Raw genomic sequence first — 5,247 nt, 5'->3', positions numbered from 1 at the left:
GTTATTAATATTTTCAAAAGGATTTTTGTATGAAGCTTTACGATAAATTAATGAATGTTGTAGAAAACATAATCGCTCCCATAGCGGCGAAAGTTGGTTCGCAAATACATGTTCGTGCAATGCGTGATGGCTTTATTACTGCAATGCCATTCATTATTGTAGGTAGTTTTATTCTAATATTCGCTTTTCCCCCATTCGCTGAAGATACAACGAATGCATTTGGTCGTGCTTGGTTAGATTTTGCGGCAGATAATTTTGAAGCAATAATGATGCCTTACAATATGTCCATGGGCATAATGACGGTATTTGTTTCCTTGGGGGTCGCCTATAGTTTAGCGCGTGCTTATATGATGGACGGCATTACTTGTGCCTGCTTGTCGTTGATGAGCTTCCTACTGGTTTGCGCTCCTGCTAGCAATGGTGCTCTACCTGCAAACCATATGGGCGGAACGGGGATCTTTACCGCTGTTCTATGTGCCTTTTTTTCCGTAGAGCTTGTTCGTTTCCTGCAAAAAAGCAACATTACGATCAAAATGCCAGAACAGGTCCCATCGGCGATTGCCCGCTGTTTTGAAATGCTTATCCCCGTCTTAATTGTGTTTGTGACCGTATATCCATTGAGCTTGTTTGTTCAGGCACAGTTCGACATGCTGATCCCTGATGTAGTCATGCAGATGTTCAGGCCTCTTATTACGGCTTCCAATACTCTGCCTGCAATTATCGGTGCGATTCTCGTTTCGCAGTTGCTATGGTTTGCCGGTATTCACGGTGCTGCAATCGTTGTCGGTCTGTTATCGCCAGTCTTCCTGACCAATATTAGTGCCAACACCGCTGCGTTTGTTGCTGGAGAGCCTATTCCCAACCTATTAACTCAGCCGTTCTGGGACTTCTATATTATCATCGGTGGTTCGGGGGCAACCTTGGCTCTGGCTATCCTGATGGCGTTCAGTCGCTCGGTTCATCTTCGCGGTTTAGGCAGAATGAGTGCGGTACCGGGGTTCTTCCAAATTAATGAGCCAATTATTTTTGGTGCTCCAATCGTAATGAACCCAATGCTGTTTGTTCCTTTCGTATTTGCTCCAATTGTCAATGCCATCATTGCATTTACTGCGGTGAAGATGGGCTTTGTCGGCATGGGCGTAGCAACAACGCCATGGACAACGCCAGCGATTATCGGTGCCTCCTGGGGAACGGGCTGGACACTGGCACCTGTATTCCTAGTTGTAGGCCTTCTAATTATCGACCTCTTTATTTACCTGCCATTTTTCAAGATGTTTGAAAAACAAATTCTTGAAGATGAAAGAAAATCAGCTGCTGCGAAGGACAAGCAGACAGTGGTTAAAGGTACTCCAGCAACCGCGTAATTATTATTTGGGCTGCGGTTTAATCGGTAGCCCTTATTGTTTAGGAGATAAATATGCAGCAAGAAGCGGTTGTTATGGAAATTATTGTTAATGCTGGCGAAGCACGTAGTTTGTGCTTTGAAGCGTTGGCGATGGCTAAAGAACAGGAACTGCAGCAGGCTAGAGAACGGCTAAAACAAGCCAAGGACTGTTTAAACCGAGCTCAATTAACCCAGACCCAGTTGATAGAAGTAGACCAAGGACCAGAACAGGTGGAGATGACGCTGGTAATGGTACATGCCCAAGACCACTTGATGACAACTATATTAGCGCATGAGCTAACTAGTGAAATGGTATCTATGTACGAAAATATGTCGAAATAAAGAAGGATGGATTATGACTAAATCACCTCTAAAGTTGGCCGTTATCGGAGGAGGCAGTAGCTATACTCCAGAGTTGGTTGAAGGTGTGTTGAAAAGACTGGACCGTGTACCTGTCAAAGAGATGCATTTTGTTGATGTAGAGGCCGGGCAGGAGAAGCTGGATATTATAAAGGCGCTGACACAGAGGATGGTTGAGAAGGCCGGTGTTGATATCACGATCAAAGCCTCGCTTGATCGCCGAGCAGCAATAAAAGGTGCTGATTTTGTCATGACTCAGTTCCGTGTAGGTGGGCTTCAGGCTCGTGCGAATGATGAGCGTATCCCATTAAAATATGACGTGATAGGCCAGGAAACGACTGGACCTGGTGGTTTTGCCAAAGCCCTTCGGACAATTCCTGTTATCTTGGACATCTGTAAGGATATCGAGGAACTAGCCCCTAATGCTTGGATGCTTAATTTCACGAATCCAGCAGGTTTGGTGACTGAAGCCGTTCAGAAATACAGCAAAGTAAAAACTATCGGACTGTGTAATGTCCCCGTCTCTATGAAGATGATGATTGCTGAAATGATGGATTGTTTGCCGGAAGAGTTATCGCTTGAGTGTGCAGGATTGAACCATTTGTTATGGACTCATCGGGTATGGCTAGGTGGCAAGGATGTTACAGCAGATGTGCTGAAAAAAGTCGGTGAGGGGGCCAACTTCAGCATGAAGAATGTTTTTGAAGAGCCTTGGGATCCTGCGTTTCTTAAAGCCTTAGGGGCAATTCCTTGTCCTTATCACCGCTATTTCTATCAAACCGGTGCGATGCTTGCGGAAGAAAAGGAATCTGCCCTTAGCGAGGGGACTCGAGCAGAGCAGGTTATGAAAACGGAGAAGGAGCTTTTTGAACTGTATCAGAATGAAAATCTTGCGGAAAAACCAGTGCAATTGGAAAAGCGAGGTGGTGCTTATTATTCTGATGCATCCCTGAATTTAGTTGATGCGATTTATAACGATCTGAAAACGATCCATGTCGTGAACGTATGTAACAATGGAACCATTGCGGCGCTGCCTGATGATGCTGTTATTGAGTGCAGCTCTGTTGTTGGGAGTTGGGGGGCGAGGCCGCTGATGGTTGGAGAACTAAGTCCGGCTGTGATTGGCTTGCTTGGTCAGGTCAAAGCTTACGAGCAGTTGACTGTTGAAGCTGCTGTTTTTGGTGACTATGACAAGGGGTTGATGGCACTGGTTAATAATCCTTTGGTTCCTGATATCAGTAAAGCAAAAGCAATATTTGATGATATTTTAAAATCAAATCACGATTATTTGCCGCAATTTAATCAGTAGTATGAAACTAAAGAGCAGTGTGCCGGGTGAAAACCAGGTGGCTGCTCTTCTTTTAGGTGGTTGTTATGCATGTTATTTTTAATGCCGATGATTTTGGTTTGACGCCAGGAGTTAACCTTGGAATTGTTGATGCGTGCCTGTCTGGTGTTGTCCGTTCAACAACGTTAATGGTTGGTATGGAGGCCGAAAAACATGCCGTTGATTTGGCACCGTCAGCTCCCTTGTTGAAGGTTGGGCTTCATTTACGTTTTACTGCCGGAGCGCCGCTAACGGACATTCCCTTTCTTGTTGGTGAAGACGGCTTGTTTGAAGCGAAGGAAGAGTGTTGGCGGATGTGTGACTTTTCGTCGCAACTGATTGCTAACGAAGTCATTGCGCAAATCGAACGCTTTAATGATACAGGCCTTAGCCTCAGTCATATCGATAGTCATCATCATGCACATATGCATCCGAAAATCCTGCCTGTCGTGCAAGAGATCGCGCGTGACTATCAGGTTCCATTAAGAACAACGGGATACCAGGGCCATAAACGAAATAATTACCGATATGCCTTCGATGGAAGCTTTTACGGTCAGAGTGTATCGTTGGATAAAGTGCTGCAGATTATAAACAGGCATCGCGACAGCTGTGATGTTTTGGAAATTATGGTACACCCAGCCCATATTGATCCGGCTATTATGAATGTCAGTTCTTACAATACCTATCGAGCCAAAGAGCTTGATATCCTTACTGATGCCAAGCTGTCTGATGCTTTGGATGAACTTGGTATCACTGTGAGTGATTATTCTATTTTATCTTTGTGAGTTGAGAATCTTTTTGGGACTTTTGGGGCCAAATCTATTGTTGCATCTTTATGTGAATTAGGCTTGGTACTACAGTCAAGGGGATGGGGGCGTTGGCTATCTGGCATCATGTTACTCAACACGTTTTCGAGGTAGTACAGTAATCATGGTAAGTATTAAGGATGTAGCATCTTTGGCAGGTGTCCACCGTTCAACGGTTTCAAGGATCATCAACGGCGAAGGTAAATTTCGGTCAGACACTAAGCGGAAAGTTGAGCAGGCGATGGCTGAGCTAAATTATCGCCCTAGTGCGATTGCCCGTTCATTGGCTACGGCTTCATCAAATATGACAGGCTTGCTGGTAACCTACTATACCGGTGGTTTTTTTGGTGAAATGATGGAGCAGGTCCAGACCGAGCTGGATCAACATGATAAATTTTTGATCACCGCCCAGGGTCATCGACGTGCAGATGGTGAGCGTGAAGCGATACGCCGGTTTCATGATCTCCGGTGTGAAGGCTATATTCTCAATAGTCGCTATTTAAGTGATGATGAACTTCGGGATCTGGCGCAAGAGCCTACCCCGTTTGTTCTGCTTGATCGTGTTGTTGAAGGCTTGGAATCGCGATGTATCACCTTTGATCATAGTCTGGCTGCAAAGATGGCCGTTGATCACCTAGTTAAGCAGGGGCATCGCAACATTGCTTGTATTTCAGGTCCACGCAACCGCGCCAGCTGCAATCAACGTTACCAAGGCTATGTACAGGCGCTTAAAAATGCAGGTATAGCACTTGATACAAGGTTGACGGTTGAGGGGGACTATGGCCATGAAAGTGGTTACCTTGCTGCCCAAAAGCTATACCATTCGGCGCCGAAGATGACGGCGATGTTTTCTTGCAGCGAAGAAATGATGCAAGGTGCGGTGAAATTTTTCCACGAGCATCATGTCGAGATCCCACGACAGATATCACTAATTAGCTTCGACAGTATCGACTTGTGTGCAACCATGTACCCCTTTGTATCTGCCGTACATTTTCCTATTAGTGATATGGCGCAGGTTGCCGTTAGGTTGCTAATGAGCCAAATTAACCATCAGGATATTAGCATACAACGTCATTTTGAGCCGGAATTACGTATCCGTAACAGTGTCAAGAAACGCGAGTTAGTGAGCGGTTAACCAGGTTTCGTTGATACTTCTTTCTTACTTTAACACCACCGAATAGCGCCAATTATAACTATGTTTTATACATGGCTAATTATCATTGGCGGGTACTGACGTGGATGTTAATTTTCAATATTCCGACCAATTCGGACCATTTAAAACCATTCACCTTTACGAACCTTCAGTTGATCTTAAGGCCGTATTGGTTATCGATAATAACGCTTTGGGACCATCGATCGGTGGTATTCGT

5 protein-coding genes are annotated in these 5,247 nt (G+C 45.0%); all 5 read left to right on the top strand.

Translation table 11 applies throughout. From position 1 onward, the window contains the following. The first annotated feature begins 29 nt into the window (after positions 1-29). The 5 genes from MHN01_RS15770 (at position 30) to MHN01_RS15750 (ending at position 5,012) form a co-directional block, all read left to right on the top strand. Positions 30-1,364 carry a PTS sugar transporter subunit IIC gene (locus tag MHN01_RS15770; protein ID WP_239412220.1) on the top strand — a complete coding sequence of 445 codons (1,335 nt, stop codon included), beginning with the start codon at positions 30-32 and terminating at the stop codon, positions 1,362-1,364. A gap of 53 nt (positions 1,365-1,417) precedes the next feature. Further along, on the top strand, positions 1,418-1,726 hold the full coding sequence (locus MHN01_RS15765; protein WP_239412219.1) for a PTS lactose/cellobiose transporter subunit IIA: 309 nt from the start codon (positions 1,418-1,420) through the stop codon (positions 1,724-1,726). Positions 1,727-1,739: 13 nt separating this feature from the next. After that, positions 1,740-3,053, top strand: a complete 1,314-nt coding sequence (locus MHN01_RS15760; protein WP_239412218.1) for a 6-phospho-beta-glucosidase — start codon at positions 1,740-1,742, stop codon at positions 3,051-3,053. A gap of 65 nt (positions 3,054-3,118) precedes the next feature. Beyond that, a complete protein-coding gene (gene chbG, locus MHN01_RS15755) occupies positions 3,119-3,856 on the top strand; it encodes a chitin disaccharide deacetylase (RefSeq protein ID WP_239412217.1) in 738 nt (245 codons plus the stop codon). Between the two features lie 145 nt (positions 3,857-4,001). Further along, on the top strand, positions 4,002-5,012 hold the full coding sequence (locus tag MHN01_RS15750; RefSeq protein WP_239412216.1) for a LacI family DNA-binding transcriptional regulator: 1,011 nt from the start codon (positions 4,002-4,004) through the stop codon (positions 5,010-5,012). Positions 5,013-5,247: the final 235 nt, after the last annotated feature.

This window comes from Photobacterium sp. OFAV2-7, assembly GCF_022347985.1.
GTDB lineage: Bacteria > Pseudomonadota > Gammaproteobacteria > Enterobacterales > Vibrionaceae > Photobacterium.
This window is presented reverse-complemented; position numbering and strand designations above follow the sequence as displayed.

Excerpts from the sequence above, each read along its gene's own strand:
- MHN01_RS15770 (WP_239412220.1), top strand. The coding sequence starts at position 30 with ATGAAGCTTTACGATAAATTAATGAATGTTGTAGAAAACATAATCGCT.
- MHN01_RS15765 (WP_239412219.1), top strand. The coding sequence starts at position 1,418 with ATGCAGCAAGAAGCGGTTGTTATGGAAATTATTGTTAATGCTGGCGAA.
- MHN01_RS15760 (WP_239412218.1), top strand. The coding sequence starts at position 1,740 with ATGACTAAATCACCTCTAAAGTTGGCCGTTATCGGAGGAGGCAGTAGC.
- chbG (WP_239412217.1), top strand. The coding sequence starts at position 3,119 with ATGCATGTTATTTTTAATGCCGATGATTTTGGTTTGACGCCAGGAGTT.
- MHN01_RS15750 (WP_239412216.1), top strand. The coding sequence starts at position 4,002 with ATGGTAAGTATTAAGGATGTAGCATCTTTGGCAGGTGTCCACCGTTCA.